This is a genomic window from Larkinella punicea (assembly GCF_003334855.1).
Classification (GTDB): Bacteria; Bacteroidota; Bacteroidia; order Cytophagales; family Spirosomataceae; genus Larkinella; species Larkinella punicea.
Map to the genome: position 1 here is coordinate 143,738 of NZ_QOWE01000017.1, position 19,170 is coordinate 162,907.

Below are 19,170 nucleotides of genomic sequence, written 5' to 3' on the forward strand. Positions count from 1 at the left end.
AACTCTTTTAGTTTATACAAGAATATGAGAAGCATTTTCTGCCTTATCCTCCTTAGCGCATTCAAGTTAAATGCACAACAACCAGTTTATCAGGATATTCCTTATACCCAAGACTACAGCGTCAAGCACTATCTGAAAGACACGACACTCGCACTCTCCCGGGTTTTTGCGGATCGAAACGGCGTCATTCAGGTGCTCTCGGCCAAAGGGTTATTGCAACCCAACGGCGGTCAGTTTCAGTATCCGGGAACGCTGGAACCGGTTCGGGCTTACCGTCCTATGGCCGATAAAAAGCTGGCTGGTCTGGGCGTTTTTCAAAAGCAGTTTGTCTACCTTGACGATCAAACCGTCCTGAGCAATGCCTGGGCCGGGAAGCTACTGGCGCGGCACGGTTTGCCCAAAGCCCGGATTTTTTGTCCGGGTGCCGACCGGTTTTCGTTTCTGGTTTCGGATGGCACCACACTGAAAATGCTTCAGGATTCGGCGGTGATCTGGACGGGAAAACTGGCCGCGGATCAGGTCAAAGATATCCGGTTCGAAGCAGCTCAAAACCGCTTCTGGATTCTGGGTGAACAGTCTGTGAGTGCGTTTTCGCTGGCGGACAAATCCCTGAAAACCGTCTTCCGGTTACCCGGACTGACCTGTTTTGAACTCGTTAAAAACCAGCTTTACCTCGGCACCCACGACGGCTACCTGGTTTTCGATCCGGCCCTGAATAAACCCGTTGGTCCGACGCAGAAAAAACTTCCGGTGACGGATCTGACCATGATTTCGTATGCCCACGGGAACCTCTGGTTTGGTTCGAATCGAGGTGCTTTTATGCAACGCCCGGACGGAAAATTCAATTATTATTACGGTGAACGATGGGTGCCCGGAAACCGGATTATTCATATTTCAGAAGGGCCGGAAAATAGTGTGTTGATTTTGACCAACAAAGGGCTGGGTGAGATTCGGTTCAGGCAGATGACGTTGCACGAAAAATCGCTGGTATATGAAAAACAGGTTCGCCAACGACACATCCGGTACGGTTTTAACTGCGACGTTTCGACGCTCAAAAACGGTGATTTATCCACTTTTGAAATGGGCCAGCGCGACAGCGACAACCTCTGGACGGCCATGTATCTGGTCAGCCAGTTGTATCGACACAAAGTAACCGGCGACCCCGAAGCGTTGCAAAACTGGATGGAGTCGTTCGAAGCAATGGAGCGGCTCTTTACGATCACCGGCATGAAGGGCTACTTTGCCCGGGGCTTCGAGCGGAAGGGTTACTTCAAGTTCAAACCAGAACAGTGGGACGGCGGTTTGACCAACGGCTGGACCCACGCCAAAGACGGCCATTGGGACTGGCGCGGCACGACCAGCAGTGACCAGACCGTCGGGCAATTTTTCGCGCTCACCCAAATTGCCGAATTAACGGACGGCGATACCCGGAAACGGGCCATCGGTCTGATCGATAAACTGATGACGAATATCATCAACAATGATTGGTATCTGATTGATTTTGACGGCAAACCGACCCTTTGGGGGAAATGGCATCCGGATTACGTGAACGGTTTTCCAACGATGGTGGGCGATCGGAAAATCAACTCGTCCAACATCATCGCGTTTTTGCAGGTGGCTTATCATTTTACCCAAAAGCCGATTTATAAGGAGAAGGCGTACGAGTTGATGCAGAAACACGGCTACCTCGAAAATCTGCTGCGGCCGATGGGCGAGATCGGTAAAACTCCGCCCAACGCCAGCGACTGGGCCAAAATGCTCTCCAAAGAATGGAATCACTCCGACGACGAAATGTATTTTCTGGCGTACGGGAGTCTGTATCGTTACGCGTTTGACTCGAAACTGAAAACCCAATTCTGGGCCACCATCAAAGAACATTGGGAGTTTGAACGGCCCGAGAAAAATAGCCTCTGGAACTTCATTTATGCCGCGACGGGTGCCAAAGCCTTCGATCTGGACGAAAGCATCTGGCATTTGCAGGAGTTTCCGCTGGACATGATTGAGTGGAGTGTGATGAACAGCCACCGGAAAGATCTGGACTTTGTGCCCGAAAACTTCCGCGAACAAACCACCACCTCCGTTCTGCCACCCGACGAGCGCCCGGAACTCAAACACAACCGCAACCTCTTCAAACTCGACCGGCCCGGTGGCAACGGCATGAGCGAACTCAGCGCCGGGGATTCATTCCTGCTGCCGTATTGGATGGGGCGGTATCTGGGCGTGATCTCCGCACCGGTTTCGAGTAAGTAATAAAGATTGTATCGCGGAGTTGAGCGGAGGAAAGGGAGTTAAGCAGAGAAATTTTTTCTTTCTTTTGCTCTGCTTAACTCCTCCTTCCTCCGCTCAACTCCGCGATACAACTCATCACTTAAAACTCAAATACCATATTAACCCGGAACCCCTTGTTAAACTCAAAAACCGGATTGCCAGACACCGGATCGGTTTCCGCGTGCTGCGTGATTTGATTCAAATACCCCAGCTCCAGCTTGAAATGGTCCCGGAACTGGTAGCCCAAACCGCCCAGAATTCGGTTTTGGTTGAAAATATTGACCCCCGCATTTTTACCAAAACTGATGAAAAGCTCATCGAAAAACGTCAGGTAAAATTCGTTGTCGTCGATGGCGACCCCTTGCAGGGGCAATTCGACGGCAATTTGATACCGCACCCGGTTTTCATAGTTCCAGCCGCGGATGCGCCGGGAACCGGTTTCGGCAATCTGACTGAGCCAGCGTTCCTCAAATCGGAATCGGTGGGAGAGCAGCAGTCGGCCAATGGTGTCGTCCAGTTGAATGTCCTGATACAGCCGGTGTTCCGGCGTAGGCACACCCTGGTCGGCCACCGGGTGTTCGCCGTAGGGAAATGTTACAAAATGGGTGTAACCGCCACCGAACTGGACTTTGTCAGTCAGCTTGTAATTCGCTCCCAGCCGCGCCAGCGACTGTTGCCAGGTTTTCACATACTGGATGCGACGCCATTGGTATTCCGTGTGGAGCGACCACTTTTCACTCAGCTTGTGATCGCCATTGTAGACAAACCAACCGATGGAGTTGCGATCGATGATGCGCTTCTGTTGACCAAAACCGGCAATTGATACCAGCCAGAATACCGATACCCACCCAACCATTCGTAGACTCATCTTTGTAGAACCAATCCGAACCCATAAAGGCTGAGTAAAGGGTAAAGAGTTATTTCGCGGAGTTGAGCGGAGGCTGAGCTGAGTTAAGCAGAGTTTATTACTTCTCCGCTTAACTCAGCTCAGCCTCCGCTCAACTCCGCGATACGACCTGGTTTTTGAATCCGTTTACTGGTACGCTATTTGTGGTAACATTGAGTATAAAGAGTTTCTTTTTTCTTCGCAACAATGACCAGTGAAATTGTCTAATTCTTAGATTGGAAAAGAGGAAGACTGGTAGCGGTTTTTACTCAGATTTTTACCTGATTTCTACCGAATGATAGATTACTAAGTAAAAACATACATTTTTTTGGTAACAATCGGCTCTGAACGTAAATTGAGTTGTTTTTTGGTACAAATACGATAGTGGTTGGGATAATTGCGACACTCTTTTTAGAAAAGGCCCTCTACATTTGCTTCAAACAGCATTTCCATCGGCCATAGACAACAAAACACACACCTGGGACGAAAGCGAATGGCTGTTTCGAAGGCCGACACTAAAATGACAACCGGGCTGTCAGGAGTCCGCTGTGACTGGGAATGATTGAAACGTACCCTAAAGTTGCTTTTGCAAACCCGTTTCCGGGCTTACGAAGTTTCGAACCGGAAGACTCCCGGCTGTTCTTTGGACGTGAAAACCAGATTCACGACTTAAAGGAGCGGCTGGCCGATGCGCATTTTTTAGCCATTGTGGGTTCTTCCGGAAGCGGAAAATCGTCGCTGGTCAAGGCCGGTCTGGTTCCGCAACTGCTGACGAGCAACCTGCCGTCGGCCCCGTTCAAGACCTGGCAGGTAATTTCTTTCAATCCTGAAGCAACACCTACCCGCAATTTTGCCCTGGCGCTTCATCAGACTTTTGCCCGGCAAAACCGCCCGTTTGCCGAACGGTTTTCGCCGGAAGACGTGGAAACGTGGCTGCGAACCAAGCCTGAAACCCTTCTGGACTGGTGTGAAAACGCGAACCTGCTCATTGTGATCGATCAGTTTGAGGACGTGTTTCGCTACCAGTCGACCGACGACGGCCGCGAAGATGTGGCGGGGTTCATCAACCTGATTCTGGCGTTGAGCCGCCGGCAAAATGAGTCGGTGTATGTCGTGCTGACGATGCGCTCGGATTACCTCGATGACTGCACGGATTATGAAGGGCTAACGGAAGCCATCAACCACGGTTCGTATCTGTTGCCCAAGATGAACCGGGACGAAATCCGGCAGGCCATCGTGACGCCGATTCAGGTGATGGGGGCCGGTATTTCCGAAGAACTCACCACCCGGCTGCTCACCGACATTGGAAACCGGGCCGATCAACTGCCGATTCTGCAACACGCGCTCATGCGAACGTGGAACTACTGGCAGCTCAACCGCAATACCGATAATTCCATCGATCTGTCTGATTACGAGGCTATTGGGACCATGCAGAAAGCCATCACGGTACACGCCGAAGAGGTGTACGGGAATTTGCCGGATGAAAAAAGCCAGTTGGCCACCGAAAAGCTGTTCAAAGCCCTGATCGTGCTGGGAGCGGGTAATACGAGCGTAATCCGGCCCATTCCCGTGGGTACCATCAGCGAAATTTCGGGGGTCAATCAATACCTGTTGATCGATGTCCTGAACCGGTTTCGGGAGCGGGATGTAGCCTTTTTAACGCCGTCGATTGCCCTGCACGCCGACCCCGAGCTGATCATCGACATCAGCCACGAGCGGTTGATGATTTTATGGGAACGGCTCCAAACCTGGGTCAAGGAAGAAACCGATTCGGCTAAATTTTATAAGCAGGTCAGTCGGTCGGCGACCTTGTACCACGAAGGAAAAACCGGGTTGTGGGTCAATCCCGAATTGCAGATTGGCCTGAAGTGGCTGGCCGAAAACCGCCCGACACCGGCCTGGGCCAATCGCTACGATCCGTATCTCGAACGGGCAGTCAACTTTCTGGAATACAGCCGGAATCAATACGAATTTGAAATCCGCAACAAGGAAGAACGGCAGAAACGGGAACTGAAACGGGCGCGGTTTTTTGCGGCTTTCCTGGGCGTGGGTTCGTTGATCTCGCTTTTCTTCCTGATCGTTTCGGCGGTTTTGCGTACGGAAGCTCTCCAGAGTGAAGAAACGGCGATTGCCGAGAAAAAGATTGCCCTTTTTGAGCGAAACCGTGCCGAAGCCCAAACCCGGGAAGCCATTACCCAGAAGAAAATCGCCGAGCAGCAGGAAATCATGGCCGAGCAGCAGAAGCGATTGACCGAAGAACAGCGGGTGATTGCCGTGCGTGGCCAACAGACGGTTGAGCTAAAACGGCAGGAGGCCGAAACCGCCCGCCAGTTGGCCGTGGCCCAGACCCAACGCGCCGAAGAAGCCCGGAATGATGCGCAGCGGCAACGTCATCAGGCGGAGGAGGCCCGAAAAGAAGCCGAACAGCAGAAAAGCCGGGCCGAAGGCTCGCAAAAAGAAGCCGAAGCACAGCGGTCGGTGGCGCAGACGGCCCAGCAATTTGCCGAACAGCAACGCGGGAAAGCCGTGGCCCGGACGGTGGCGATTCAATCGTATCAACTCAACGAAAACACGCAGGATGATCTGTCGGCTTTGCTGGCGCTGGAAGCCTATCGCCTGAATGTGAAGAATGGCGGTTTGCCCGATAATCCGGACATTTTCAATGCGTTATCGAAATCATCGGACGCCAATACCGTGCTGCGCCCTCATGCCGATGTGGTGCGAACGGTGGCGATGCAACCCGGTTCCAACGGGTCGCTCATGGCAACGGGGAGCGACGACGGTACCGTAAAATTGTGGGCAAACGGGGAACTCAATCGGGCACCCTTATCGCTGAAAACGCCCCGGCGGAACGCCAATGGCGTCCGGGCCGTGGCCGTTAGTCCGGATGGGAAAACCGTGTTTGGCGGCAGTGAAAACGGCTGGCTGTACGGCTGGAATACCGAAAAACCGGAGGCCATGCCATCGGCAATCAAAGCTCATGAGGTTCCGGTGCTGGCGTTGTTGCCGGTCGACGGTTCGTCCCGGCTGATCTCGGTCAGTGGCGATGGTCAGGTTCGGAACTGGAAACCGGCGGCCAACCGGCTCGATTCGTTGCAGAACAACCGTTCCGGTTTTGCGATCTACTGCGCCCGGCTTACCCGCGACGGCAAACGGCTGGTGTGTGGTTCGAACAACGGGCAGATTCTGAGTTTCGACGCAACGGATCTGACGAAAAAACCGGAGGTGATTGCTCGTCGGCAGTTTGGCAACCGGGTGACGGCCCTGGCCTTTAGCCCGGATGGAACGCAGCTTCTGACCGGCACGTCGAATGGCCTGCTCTATGCCTGGAAACTGACCGGAAATGCCCCCGAAGCGGTGGGAAGCCTCCTGTCGGGGCGGCATTCGTCCACCGTCAGCGACATTGTTTTTTCGCCCAACGGCAAATTGGTCGCCAGCAGCAGTGCCGACTGGTCGATTCACATCTGGGATTACAACAACCTGATCAAACAGCAACAACCTATCGTGATCAACGATTTCGACTCGTGGGTGATGGCCATCCGGTTCAGCAACGACGGCAAACGGCTGATTGCCTGCGGGGCCGACCGGACGGTGCGCATCCGCAACATTGACCCGGCGGATTTGTATGCCGAACTGGCCCGGAAAGTAAAACGAAACCTGAGCACCGAGGAGTGGGAGAAGTACATCGGGAAGGATATTCCCTACGAAAAAACGAAGCCTGATTAACTGTACATGACTAAAATTTACCCGATTGGTCTGATACTGACATTTTTGCTGCTGGGATGGGCTCGGTTGCCGACCTTTGCGCAAGCCAACTGCGACGAAGCGGCTGTGATCCCGGAAGCCGAAAAGCGGTATGCGACCGGTAATTTCGATGAGGTGTTTGCGCTCCTGAATCCCTGCGTCGAGAAGGGGTTCAGCGAATACGCCCGTGTGCAGGCCTACAAGATTCTGTCGATGACTTACCTGGCCATCGACTCTTTGCCGCAAAGTGCGCGGTCGATCAGTCAGCTTCTCACGCTCAATCCGAAGTTCGAACCCGATTTTTCGGCCTCTCCGCGCTACAAAACGCTTTTTCAGCAGGTGCGGGAATCGAAAGAACAGATTTTACAGGTAACGTCGGTTTCCAAAAAAGCAGAAAATCTGTTGTATGTACCGGCTACGGTGGCGGTGTTGAACAGCAAGGATTTTGCGCAGCGGGGTTATAAATCGCTGGAGGATATCCTGCACGATCTGCCCGGTTTTGACGTCATTCGGGGAAACGGCATCGGCTCGACCAACTTCTACCAGCGCGGCTATCGCTCCACGTCCAACGACCGGACGCTGATTCTGATCGATGGGGTGGAGGAGAATGACCTGGTTTCGAACACGGTTTTGATCGCTCCGCAATATCCCCTGTCGGACATCGAACGGGTGGAGGTCATCTACGGCCCGGCTTCGACATTGTATGGGGCCAATGCTTTCATGGGCGTCATCAACATCATTACCAAAAACTTCCGGAACCTGCCGGGGCCTGCCAAACAGGTGGCTTTCAACGGTCACGCCCGGTCGGGAGCGCTGGGTCGGAATCAGGTCGATGGCGTGTTGACGGCCAAAAACGCAGACGTCGCCCTGTCGGTAACGGGCCGCGTTTACCAATCCGGCGAACGCGATTTGTCAGACTATCCGGAATGGAATTTCGACGCCCGGACGGCGGGGGACTACACCGGACAACTCGACCAGCTTGGCACCGACGCCAGCGGTAATTACCGGGCGCAGCAGTACCTCCAGCGAACGAACCTGACGAAACTCTATCCAAACAGTACCTCATACAAAGTCGATTACGCCCCGGATGGCAAGGCTACGGCTTTGCGACTCACACCCGAAGGGGCTCAACGAGCCGCCCGATTGGATAATAATCTGTTTGGCAACACGCTGAACGGCAATGCAGTGGGATTCAGCAACACCAAACGCGACTGGTTTTTTCGGGGAAAACTGGAGTTCAAAGACCTGACCATTTCGTTTCTGAACTGGAAAACCGACGAAGGCGGAACGCCCTGGTATACCAACAAATCCACGATTTCAACGGAGAAAAACCCGCGTTGGGTAACGCAGGACCGGGCGTTTTCGATTACCTACAACAAGGCGTTCACCGATAAATTTCAGATCATGAACATCTCGTCGTATCTCCTGCACGAGATCAAGGGCAGCACGAACCTGGTGAGCTACAACGGTTATTACAACGGTCGGCTCGGTTTTCTGGAACTGGAAAAAGACTCGATTCCGAAGGCAACAGCCACTTACCAATACCGCATTTCGACCCAGTTTCGGAACGAACTCCGGTTGTTCTGGAGTCCTTTATTCAACCTCGACGTCAGTGGTGGCATAGAATTGCGAAGCGGGTTGATTCAGGGGAATTACATCACCTCGACGCTGGCGTTTGCCGACGAAACCGGTTCGGTCGCCAACGCGTCCGGGCTGGCGGGGGGGAACAACTTCAAAGCGAATGACATCGGGGTGTATTCACAGGTCACCTTCCGCCCGCTCAAAGACCTGAAACTGGTGGGCGGTTTGCGGGTCGATAACAACCGGATTCGGAGCAACGGGGGCTACGGCACCGTGGCGACGCCCCGGCTGGCGGCTATTTATAACCGGGGCAAAGTGATTTTCAAGGCCATTTACGCCGAAGCCTTCAAGGATGCGTCATTTTTGCAGAAATACGGCACCACGGCCACCCGGCGGTTGCCGAACCCGACGCTGCTGCCCGAACGGGTGAACAACCTGGAAATGAGTGCCTACCTCCAGGCCACGAAGCAACTGTCGTTCAATGTGGTCGGTTATTATGCCAACTACAGCAATGCCGTCGGAACCGCCCAGGTGATGCAGGAAAATGGCAGCATGACGCAGCAGTTTCAGGGCATCGGCCGACGCCGGATCTGGGGATTGCAGGGCGAAGGCAGCTACCGGTCAACCCGGCTGAACATCTGGTGGAACTTTACGTACACGAACCCATATGACGAAGACGCCAAGCTGCGCATCAGCGACATCGCCGACTTCATGACCAACGCCGGTGCCGATTACCAGTTGACGCCCCGGCTGAGTTTCTACCTGGCGGGCAACTACGTCAGTGCGCGAAAAACCGGTGCGGGAACGGCGGGCAGCAACAACCCATCCCGGCGTTTCGACCCGTTTCTGGTACTCAAATCGAATCTTACCTACCACAATTTGCTGAATGGCTTGTCGCTGCAACTGTCGGTGAACAACCTGCTCAACAAGGAATATTTTGTTCCGGGAATCCGGGAAGCCGATAATTTTACGTACGCTTCCCGTTTCCTGATGGATCGCCGGATTCTGTCGCTGGCGGTTTTTTACACCCTTAAACCCAAGGAGTCGGGCCCTGTGACATGGAATCAATGATTGCTGAAGAGTACTGTCTGGAAAAGGTAACGTATCCGGATCGGATGGACGAAATTGGTGTGCTTCGCGTGCGGGCCTGGATCAACGAGCCGGGTGCCAATCCCCTTTTCTTTTCCAATCGAACCTGGATCGAGCCCCTCGACCAGACGGCTTACCACTGGGTCATTACCCGGAACGGTGTCATTGTGGCGGCTGCCCGGATGAACATTCACGAAACCATCGAAACCGCTCCGTATTCGTTTCTGCTGCCCAAAAACGAAAGCCGGTTTCGGTTTGAAAATCAGACCATTGCGTCGTTCAGCCGGATGGTGATCGATCCGCTGTTTCGCGGAAACGGGTTTGCCGAACAACTGGACCGGGCGCGTATCCGGATGGCCGAAAAGAAAAATGTCGATGTGATTGTGGCTTCGACGCAGCTCAACTTTCGGATCAGAGCCTTGACGAAGCTGGGTTTTTCGACGGTTTGCGAACTGCGGAACGCCCCCGAACGACCAGACTGGCCCCTGTATTTTATGCAATACGACCTTAAAAAACAATTCGCGGATGTTCCGGCGGGACTCAGTCTATAGATTTCTCAACCTCCAGTCGGGCGAAGGCAAAACCGTGTTGCTGTTCGTCATTTACTCCCTGCTGATGGGAGGAGCGGTCGCCCTGTTTTTCGCCAGTACCACCTCCCTTTTTCTGGTCAATTTCAACCGTACCCAATTGCCGCTGGCCTTCATTGCCAGTGGATCGCTGGTCTATGTCCTCGGCCTGGGCGTGCGCTACCTCCGCCGAAAAGCGTCTTTCCTGCGCGTCAACGGCTATTTGCTGGCGTTCATGCTCCTGTCAGTCGCCGGTTTGCTGGTGGCCTCCAGTAGCCTGAATAACAAATGGGTTTATTTTGTGCTCTACCTCTGGAACCGCGTTTTTGTCTTCATCCACGGCATCACGTTCTGGGCCACCGCCGGGCGGGTTTTTAATTTTGGCCAAAGCAAACGACTGCTCAGTTTCATCACGACGGGTGACGTCATTGCGTCGATCCTGAGTTATTTATCGGTACCGCTTCTGCTGACTTTCGTTTCAACCGACGATTTGCTGGTGCTGGCCCTGGTGTTGCTGGTGCTCTGCGCCTTGCTGATGACCTACATCTACAAACGATTCCAGCCCAAGCTGACCACGGTCCCAGCTTCACCCGTGGTCGCCAACCAGCCGGTTGAAAACGGTGCGATGGCGAGCAAATCGTATGAGTCGATGCTGGCAATCATTGCGTTGCTCACGGTTTTTGGCCTGATTTACGTCGAATTCATGTTCACGATTCTGTCGAAAGAGATTTTCCCCAACAAGGAACTGCTCGCCGGTTTTCTGGGTATGTTTTTTGGAATCTGTGCCGTGATTGAATTGATTATCAAGTCGTTTCTTTATAACCGCCTGATCAGCACCTATTCCATTCGGGCCGGTATTGTGATCTTGCCCATCGCTTTGCTCATCAGTTATACGGTAGGGGCGGTTTATGGCACCGTGTACGGAACGACCTCCTTGTTTTTTGCGCTGATTGCTCTGAGCCGCTTTTTTCTGAGTTCAGTACGGAGGTCGATCAGCGAACCGGCTTTTCAGGTGCTGTTTCAACCCATTCCGTCAGCCGAACGGACGCTGATCCAAAGCCGCATCGAGGGTGGCCCGAAGGCCTTGGGAAGTATTCTGCCGGGCGTTTTGTTACTGATTCTGACCAGTTTCAGCGCCATAACGCTCGTTCATTTGAGCTATCTGTTTCTGGTAATTCTTGTTTTCTGGGCGGTGGTTTCCTTTCGGATTCAATCCGAATACCGCACTACCCTGAATGCCGCCGTGATCCGGTCGGCAACGCTGGCGTATAAAAATACCATCGATCACACAACGATTCGGCCCAAAGCTGAACGTTCGCTCAGCTCGGCCCAGGCTTTCTCCAGCATGGTGCGGCTGGCCGAATCGGATAATCCCGACGACCGGGCACTGGCGGCTACGGAGTTGGGCTATTCGGGGCGGTATTATGCCTATACGCACTTACAGACACTGTTGTACGACGAAAATCCGACTGTTCGGAAGGCGGCTTTGCTGGCTTCGGGGGCGTTGCGGAAACCGGAATTATGGCCCCGTCTCTTCGAACACCTGCTCGATGAATCCTATCGCGATACGGCCACCTCCGCGATTTTATCGGTTGGCGATGCCGTTATTCTGTCGCTGGCCCGGTTTTTCAGTCAGGCCAATTTGTCCGGAAAACAACAGGCACACATCGTCGGGATGATCAACGAAATGGGGGGCGACGCGGCTTTGCGGTTTTTGCGGGCGCGGATCAACCACCCCGTTCAGATCGTGCGCGACAAAGTGTTTGAAGGACTGAATCACCTGAACCACCGCGCCACCGTCCTGGAACGGCCCCATGTACTGCTGCAACTTGACGAGCAGGTGGGCTTGCTGGTCTGGTTAACGGCAGCCCGGCTTGATCTGGACTCGTATCCCCGGAATGCGCCGATCATCAATGCGTTGCGGGACGAAAAAAACCGGATCGTTCCCAACGTTTTCAACCTGCTGGCCACGCTCTACGGCGACAACCGGTTCGATCTGATCAGCCAGTTGATCACCCAAAAAAACGACGAAATCAAAGGTTATTTGATTGAATTGCTCAGTACGGCTTTGCCCGAAGAGGTGAAAGGCAGCGTGTTGCCGCTTTTTTCGGACATTTCGTTCGCCGAGCGACTGCGGAGAAGCGCGGTCAATCACCCGCAGCAACAGTTGTCGGTGGAAGCCCGACTGCACGACATTATCAACAAGGATTTCAACAAGATTACGCCGGAACTCAAAGCCGTTGCCATTCGCGAACTGTTGGTTTGGCACGAAACCGATCCGACCACCATTCTGGTCGCCAACGTCTCGTCACCGGAGGAGCGGATCGCCGAGACGGCGTTCTTTGTCCTGAAAGAACTGAATCCGACCCGGTTTGGGGAGTTGTATCGGATGTTGCAGCTACAGCCCGATTCAGAACGATGCCGTCTTGCCAGTCGGGTAGCCGGTTTTCAATCGGAAGCCGAGCTGTTAATAAGCCGGAACGAAGCCGTTGCGGTGGAGGAAGTGAGTGTACATTAATGGTGTCAATAGCTGGAAACGATGAGTCGGTTTGGATCATGCCTTTGCTGGATTGCCCTGTTCATGCTGGTAAACGCCGTGATGGCGGTTGGACAGTCTGGCGGGGCGGATGAAGGCGTGCCGCCGACGCGGATTTATTTGCCCGACCAATACAACGCGAACGGGCAAAATTTTGCCATAACACAGGACCAGCGGGGCGTCATTTACGTCGGTAATTTCGCCGGGGTGCTCGAATACGACGGATTGAACTGGCGGACGATCCCGACCACCAACATCACGAAAGTGTCGGCGTTGCTGCGGGCCAAAAACGGCACCATTTACGTGGGAGCCAATGGTGAATTTGGCGTTCTGAAAGCCGACAGCACCGGAACGCTCGGGTTTGTCAGCCTGAGTCAGCGGGTCAAAAGCCGGTTTGCCGAGGTTCTGTCGGTGCTCGAAATGCCGGATGGAATCTACTTCATTACCCAAAACCGGGTGTTTCGCTGGAACGGAAAAACCGTCAACGAATGGGCGGTGGAGCAGGCGGTTCTGTCGGCGTTTGAGGTCAATCAATCGCTCTATCTGTTTCGGAAACAAAGCGGTTTAAGCGTGTTTCGGAACGGTTCGATCACCCCGGTCAGCCAGAGCGGGAACGTGCCGCTGCTGTTTGACTTGCTTGATATCTTGCCCTTGAGTAATGATAAGTCGCTGATAATCACCAGTAACCAGGGATTGTTTCAGTTGTCTAACAACACCATCGACGTTTTCAGCAGCCCAGTCAACGCCTTTCTTTCGGCCCATCAGGCCACCAGTGGCGTGGTGTTGAGTGATCGCAGTCTGGCCATCAGCACCTTGCGGGGTGGCATCTTGATTCTTGATCTCAATGGACAACTCAAACAGGCCATTCGAGGCATCGAGGGGCTGACCGATCAGCTTGTCAATGCGATGTTTACCGACCGCGAGGGGAATGTCTGGCTGGCGCTCAACAACGGCTTGGCGCAGATGGAGGTGCCTTCGCAACTGACCCTGTTCGGCACGTCGTCGCGGCTGACGGGCGAAATCATGGACATCCGTCGGGTGGGCGGCACGGTTTATCTGGCTGCGGTAAACGGCCTTTTTCAACTGACCAATTCGGTCGTTCGCCCGGTGCCGGGTTTGAACATGAGCTGTTTTTCGCTGGCCGAAGCCGCCGGTTCGCTTTTTGTCGCCACCAGCAAAGGCGTTTATCAACTGACCGGTAACCAAAAACAAGTCCTGACGCAATCGTACGCACTCAGTCTGTCGGCCTCCGCCAAAGACCCGTCGCGTCTGTATGTCGGAACGGAAAACGGTGTGGGCATGCTGACGGTTTTCCGTGGCAAACCGGCGTCTTACCGCCCCATTCCCGGTTTTTCCGAGCGCGTGGTGGGGATTCACGAAGACCAGACCGGTACGGTTTGGCTCGAAACGCTGACGGCGGGTTTACACCGGCTGGTCGCTACGGCAAACGGGGTTCAGGTGGTGGAAAGCCAGCAGGGGTTGTCTACGTTGTTTTACAACCGTGTTGCCGTTACGACCCAGGGCGTGCTGGTTTTCAACGAAAAAGGTATTTTTCGGTACAATGCGCAGCAAAACCGGTTTGCTGCTTACAACCCGTTTGGTACGGACAAACCGGGGACGGCGTATTGGAAAAATAACCTGATGGAAGACCGGAGCGGGAACATCTGGACGGTGGAAGGCGACAAAAAACGCGTGACGCTGTATCAAAAGCAGGGCAACGGTTTCAAGGAATTTACGACGCCGTTTCTGCCGATTTCCACCTCGCCGGTCAACGTCATTTACCTGGATCAGCAGGGGCTGGTGTGGTTTGGCGGGCGCGATGGCGTGATTCGGTACAATGCCGGCATTGCCAGAAAATACGCGTTGCCGTACCAGGCTCTGATTCGGAAAGTCCAGACGCTGGACGAGAAAAACCGGTTCAGCGATGTAAGTTTCGAGTATTCCGCGGCCAGTTTTCCGATTGCGAAAGGGCTGAATTTTCAATACCGGCTCGAAAATTACGACAAAGCGTGGTCGGACTGGACACCCGAAAGCAAGAAAGAATATACCAACCTGCCGCCGGGCAACTACGTGTTTCGGGTGCGCGCCCGGAATATTTACGAAACCCCGAGTCGGGAAGCGACCTATTCCTTCCGGGTTTTTCCGCCCTGGTATGGTCGTTGGTGGGTGATCACGCTGTTTGTTCTGGCTGCCGGTTTGCTCATTTACCTCCTGGTGCGGTGGCGGCTGAAGGTGTTGATGCGAGAAAAGCAGGCGCTGGAAACGCTGATTCAGGAGCGAACCGAAGAGGTGGTCAGCCAGAAATCGGAATTGGAAAAGCAGTCGGAGGAACTGGCGATCAAGAACGATCAACTCGAAAAAATTGACCTCATTGTGCAGTCGATCAACGCCGAAATCGACTTTGCCAACCTCTTCCAGACCATTCTGACGAAGTTTTCGGTGATTCGGAACATGACGAGTGCGAGCTTTCTGGTGTATGACAAACCGACGAATTCGTACCATTTCAAGGCGTTGCGGAGCAATCTGGAGTTGGCGCACGTTGCGTCGGTTGGGCTTACGCGCGAACAGGCCGAAAACCGTTACCTGTCGCAAACCGTCGAGATATTCGAAGACATTTACCTGAAAAATGACGTTTACTACGAACCGTTGAACAGTCCGATCGATGATCTGGATACGCCCAAGTCGTTGATTACCATTGTGATCGAAAATAAAGGCCACATCGAAGGGTTTATTACGCTCGAAAACACCACCCGGTCGGGTGCGTTCGACCAGCGCGACATCAACATGATCGGGAATCTGCGGGAACACCTGATTGCGGCTTTCATCAAAACCCGGCTGCTGGAAAACCTCGAAAATACCCTGCACGACCTCCGAAACACGCAGCACGAACTGATCCGTCAGGAGCGGCTGGCGTCGGTTGGGCAGTTGACCAAAGGCATCGTGGATCGGATTTTGAACCCGCTCAATTACGTCAGCAATTTCTCCCAGTTGTCGGAAGAAATCATCCACGAATTTACCGACCGGCTTAAAAAGGAGCAGGACGTGCTCAGCGCCGATGTCCGGGACGACATCATGGATGATCTGGACGTGCTGAAGATGAATCTGGCTAAAATTCAGGAACATAGCGCCAGCACGACCCGGATTCTGAAAGACATGCAGGTGCTGCTGCGGGAAAAATCCCGGGATTTTCAGGATACCGATCTCAATCAGTTTGTCGAAACCAAAGCCCGGATTGCTTTGCACGAAATGAAAGGCGATTACCCGGATTTTGCCATCAATCTGGTGCTGAATCTGGACAAAAAGCCCGTCCGAACCAGCCTGCTACCGAACGAATTCGGGCAGGTGGTCCAGAACATTGTGAGCAATTCGTATTATACCCTGTTCGAAAAGAGCAAGCTGACCAAAGACTTCATGCCCGAAGTACGGATTGTTACCAGTCGGGTAGATGATCAGGTTATTTTACGCATCCGCGACAACGGCAAAGGCATTCCGCAGCGGGAAATTGCCAACCTTTTCAATCCGTTTTTTACCACCAAACCCACCTCCAAAGGCACCGGTCTCGGCCTGTTCATGACCAAAGACATCGTGCAACTCCACCGGGGAAAAATCGAAATCAGCTCGAAAGAAGGCGAGTACACCGAGATTCAGATGACGCTGCCGGTTTTGGGTGATTAGTGTATGATGGCGATTTTGTGGGCTGGTTAAACCCTTAGCGAGCCACGGAACGCCCGGGCCGCATAATATGATTCGGCACCGTTGTGATAGACGAAAACCGTATTGTAGCGACGGTCGCAAAAGAGCGCACCACCGAGTTTTCGGATCTCGGCAGGGGTTTGAATCCAGCTCGATGTTTTGGTGTCGAACGTTCCCAGTTGCTGCAAGGCCCGGTATTGTTCTTCCGTTAAAAGCTCGATGCCCATGTCGGCCGCCATCTCAACGGCACTGTTTGCCGGTTTGTTTTCTTTCCTGGATTCCAGCGCTGCATGGTCGTAGCAAAGGCTTCGGCGGCCTTTGGGACTTTCTGCCGAGCAATCATAGAAAATGTATTCGTCCGTCTTCTGATCATAGTCTACCACATCCGGTTCGCCACCCGTGCTTTCCATGTCGTCGAGCGACCACAGTTTGGCCGGATTCGCTTCCAGTCTGGCCTGCACCTTCGCCCAGTCAATCCCGGCGTGGCGGTTCATGTTTTTCTCAAAACGGGCTTTTAGGAGTTTCAGAAGTTCTTCCCGTTGTTCGGGCGACAATTCGTTTTTATGATTCATTCCGGGTGATTTGTTTACGTTTTTCTGCCTGTTGATTCAAGCCTTTATCATCCTACTGATTGGCGCATACTAAACCTCCTGTCCACCGGCCTGAAAGACCAGGACACAACGGTTAAGATTAGCAATAATAGGGGGCCAAACAATTCTTTAGCGTCATCCCGTACGACTACATGAGAAAAAACCGCACCCGACATCGCGAAGAAAAAGCCGGCATAGGTCCACTCTTTGAGTAACGGAAATTTAGGGATGAGGATGGCGATAACGCCGGCTATTTTCCAAATACCGATCAGGGTTAAAAAATAAATGGGATAACCTAAACGGGTCATCATGTCTACTTCTTCTTTCATTTTAATCAATTGTACGATTCCGGTTGACAGCATTCCCAGGGCCAGCCAGATCGTGGCAATCCAGTAGATTACTCTATTTCTCTTGGTCATTTCCGGTTAGTTTAATGGGCGTACGATGTCCTGTAAGCGGTTGTGAGCCATGTTGATGCCCTGGGCAAAGGGGAGCCGCAGCATCTGGTCCCGGAGGGCCACGGATCGGTAGACAATGTGCATCGTGAGCATGCTGGTGTCATCGGTCAGGTGTTCAAATTCCAGAAATTCAAGCTGAACCTCAAATCGGATCGCCGAACCGGGCGTATTCTCCATCTCGAAGGTTCGGGTGATTTTCCGGTTCGGAACAAATTCATGGATCACGCCATGGGACTGAAATACCACGTTTCCCTGCGCATCGGAGGTTTCAAATTGCCAACTGCCGTGCTTTTTATTTTCAAGTTTCAGCACTTTCGTTCCCATCCATTGCGCCACCAGATCAGCCTCTGTATAGGCTTTAAAAAGTAACGATACGGGCAATTCAAATTTCCGGGTAATCACCAATTCCTGTTTGCCGTCTTCGGCCTTAATTTTTGTTTTTCGTTCCATACCAGCCTGTTTTATCCGTCTATTTTTCTGGGTTATAATTTTTCATTATGGTTTCCAATTTGTTGAATCGATCATCCCACAGGGTGCGGAATGGTTCGATAAAATCCGCTACTTCTTTCATCTTTTTTGCATTGATGTAATAGTAAATTTCCCGGCCGTTCTGGTGCTGTTCCAATAATTCGCACTCGGTCAGTATTTGCAAATGTTTGGAAACGGTCGGTCTTGCGGTGTCAAAGTTGGAAGCGATGGCTCCTGCCGTCATCGAGTGGGAAGCCACCAGCAGGAGGATGGCCCGGCGGGTCGGGTCGGCCAGGGCCTGGAATACGTCTCGTCTTAAATTCATTGTGTAGCCATTTGGCTACAAATATATATGTAGCTATTTGACTACGCAAATTTTTCTGATTTTTTCTATCTGACAGGAGCAGGCTGACCTACGAAGTTGGCGGAAAAGGTTGTGCGGTTGTCATGACAGAACTGACATTACTGTATGTCGTAACTTCCGCCAAAAACTTTGCCGTTACTGAAGTAAATACTGATCAGTAAATCACTGGCAATGGGCTGATCATCGACGATAACGGGTTGCCAACGGGGCATATCCCGCAGGGCCGTTACGAGTTGACGGGCCAGCTCACGCTCGGCCGGGGGGCGGTTTTGGATGTAGGCCAGCGGCTTGAGTCCAAACAGAATGCCTTCTTCCGACAGGGTTCCTTCCAGGGTGAAAAAAACCGAAGGTTCAGTGGGCTGAATGTGACGAAGCCGCTCTTTCAATACGGTGATAAACTGCTTTTTACCACCTTCAAATTCCGCTTTTTTGATGAGGGGCTGGCACTCGACCGGGGTTCCTTCGGGCGTAAAACATTCGCCTTTCCGGGCTGTTCCCAGTTTGTATAATTCCCGGCGTTTCGGGGAGCCATCTTCGTAATACGAAAAATAAGGCCCGTTGATCTGGCTTTCTTTAAAATCGCAGGTCCAGTGCAGTTGCCCGTTCGGATACCAGGCGCGGGTTTGTCCGTGGCGAATTCGGAGCTGAAAATCCCGGTAGTGTTCTTCCAAAAGCCGCCGGTTGGCTTTGTCATACACGCGGAAGGTAGCCACGCGTTTCCAGCGATCGTGGTAGGTGACTTCCTCAATCGAATTCTGAAATTCCCGGCGTTCGATCCGGTTCTTCATCCGGCGATTTTTCTTGTTTTCGTCGTCGGGCTGGGCGACCAGCAAGGTGGCCAGGGCTATCAGGAAGATGCTATTCATCGGGCGCGGAATGGATTTTACTTTTCACTTACTATATAGCTGAGAACGCGTACTTTTGTTC

At 52.9% G+C, this 19,170-nt stretch carries 12 protein-coding genes; 6 read left to right on the forward strand and 6 right to left on the reverse strand.

The annotated features are described in order from the left end of the window. The first annotated feature begins 24 nt into the window (after positions 1-24). Positions 25-2,250, forward strand: a complete 2,226-nt coding sequence (locus tag DUE52_RS20410; RefSeq protein WP_114407896.1) for a ligand-binding sensor domain-containing protein — start codon at positions 25-27, stop codon at positions 2,248-2,250. 118 nt (positions 2,251-2,368) lie between these two features. On the opposite strand, the gene DUE52_RS20415 is transcribed toward DUE52_RS20410, so the two are convergent. Then, positions 2,369-3,124 carry a DUF2490 domain-containing protein gene (locus tag DUE52_RS20415; protein ID WP_114407897.1) on the reverse strand — a complete coding sequence of 252 codons (756 nt, stop codon included), beginning with the start codon at positions 3,122-3,124 and terminating at the stop codon, positions 2,369-2,371. 588 nt (positions 3,125-3,712) lie between these two features. Here DUE52_RS20415 and DUE52_RS20420 point away from each other — a divergent pair. From DUE52_RS20420 to DUE52_RS20440, 5 genes are read left to right on the forward strand one after another with little or no spacing between them, the layout of a single operon-like run. Continuing rightward, positions 3,713-6,880, forward strand: a complete 3,168-nt coding sequence (locus DUE52_RS20420; protein ID WP_114407898.1) for a WD40 repeat domain-containing protein — start codon at positions 3,713-3,715, stop codon at positions 6,878-6,880. Positions 6,881-6,886: 6 nt separating this feature from the next. Continuing rightward, a complete protein-coding gene (locus tag DUE52_RS20425) occupies positions 6,887-9,550 on the forward strand; it encodes a TonB-dependent receptor plug domain-containing protein (protein ID WP_114407899.1) in 2,664 nt (887 codons plus the stop codon). Next, the gene (locus tag DUE52_RS20430) at positions 9,547-10,119 is read left to right on the forward strand and encodes a GNAT family N-acetyltransferase (protein WP_165840975.1); all 573 of its coding nucleotides are present in this window, start codon (positions 9,547-9,549) and stop codon (positions 10,117-10,119) included. The genes DUE52_RS20425 and DUE52_RS20430 overlap by 4 nt, the downstream gene beginning before the upstream one ends. After that, positions 10,094-12,652 (forward strand): HEAT repeat domain-containing protein, encoded by a 2,559-nt coding sequence (locus DUE52_RS20435; protein ID WP_114407901.1) that lies wholly within the window; start codon positions 10,094-10,096, stop codon positions 12,650-12,652. The genes DUE52_RS20430 and DUE52_RS20435 overlap by 26 nt, the downstream gene beginning before the upstream one ends. Before the next feature lie 21 nt (positions 12,653-12,673). Continuing rightward, positions 12,674-16,345: a sensor histidine kinase gene (locus DUE52_RS20440; protein WP_114407902.1), complete on the forward strand. Its 3,672-nt coding sequence runs from the start codon at positions 12,674-12,676 to the stop codon at positions 16,343-16,345. Positions 16,346-16,371: 26 nt separating this feature from the next. Here the strand turns inward: DUE52_RS20440 and DUE52_RS20445 are convergent, their stop codons facing one another. From DUE52_RS20445 to DUE52_RS20465, 5 genes are all read right to left on the reverse strand, one after another. Next, positions 16,372-16,935 carry a DUF4256 domain-containing protein gene (locus DUE52_RS20445; protein ID WP_114407903.1) on the reverse strand — a complete coding sequence of 188 codons (564 nt, stop codon included), beginning with the start codon at positions 16,933-16,935 and terminating at the stop codon, positions 16,372-16,374. Positions 16,936-16,982: 47 nt separating this feature from the next. Beyond that, a complete protein-coding gene (locus DUE52_RS20450; RefSeq protein ID WP_114407904.1) occupies positions 16,983-17,372 on the reverse strand; it encodes a DoxX family protein in 390 nt (129 codons plus the stop codon). A 6-nt stretch (positions 17,373-17,378) separates the two neighbouring features. Next, complete coding sequence (locus tag DUE52_RS20455) at positions 17,379-17,861, reverse strand: SRPBCC family protein (protein ID WP_114407905.1); 483 nt, start codon at positions 17,859-17,861, stop codon at positions 17,379-17,381. A gap of 19 nt (positions 17,862-17,880) precedes the next feature. Beyond that, positions 17,881-18,204 (reverse strand): ArsR/SmtB family transcription factor, encoded by a 324-nt coding sequence (locus DUE52_RS20460; RefSeq protein WP_114407906.1) that lies wholly within the window; start codon positions 18,202-18,204, stop codon positions 17,881-17,883. Positions 18,205-18,341: 137 nt separating this feature from the next. Further along, on the reverse strand, positions 18,342-19,109 hold the full coding sequence (locus tag DUE52_RS20465) for a toxin-antitoxin system YwqK family antitoxin (RefSeq protein ID WP_114407907.1): 768 nt from the start codon (positions 19,107-19,109) through the stop codon (positions 18,342-18,344). Between the last annotated feature and the right edge of the window lie 61 nt (positions 19,110-19,170).